Here is a 575-nt window from a genome sequence, read left to right as displayed (position 1 = left end):
CGGACCACAACTGGCAACGAAATGTTGCAATGCAATATTTTCGGCGTATGCTGCATTGCATCAACGTTCTCGAGCCGTCCTGACCATGGCGTCCGCGTTCACCGATTCCTTCAGCGACTACACCCGCCAGCTGGCCGCCACGGCCACGCGCGCCAACCGGCTCGCGCTGGAAAATGCCGAAAGCATGTTCGGGGTGCAGTTGAAGACGCTGGAGAAGAACATCACCGCCACCAGCGGGTTCTTCGGTGAAGTCGTGCAGTCACAGGACTCCGGCACGCTGCAGTCGCTGCTGCCCAAGGGCGCGCAACTGGCACGTGACAACCTCGCCCGTTGGACCAGCGCTAGCCAGGAAGTGGCCGGCCTGGGGTTGAAGGCCTCCGAAGCCTTCAGCGAACTCGCCCGGCAGCCGTTCGCGGCCGCCACGCCCAGCGCGGGCAAGACCCGCGGCTGAGCCGGACAACATCGAATTTGCGTGGGTCCCTCCCCCCACGCAATCCCAGACCCGACAGAACCCTCCCTCTGTCGGGTCTTTTTTTGGGCGCTGTTACCGCGCCGCCGGCAACGAGAACACGAAC

At 63.7% G+C, this 575-nt stretch carries 1 protein-coding gene; it reads left to right on the top strand.

Annotated elements, in window-relative coordinates; all coding sequences use genetic code 11:
- On the top strand, nt 1–451 hold a 451-nt coding region (locus tag AAE045_RS23950; protein WP_455549796.1), incomplete at its 5' end, for a phasin family protein.
- Nucleotides 452–575: the final 124 nt, after the last annotated feature.

The organism is Dryocola clanedunensis (assembly GCF_038405435.1).
Lineage (GTDB): Bacteria > Pseudomonadota > Gammaproteobacteria > Enterobacterales > Enterobacteriaceae > Dryocola > Dryocola clanedunensis_A.
This window is presented reverse-complemented; position numbering and strand designations above follow the sequence as displayed.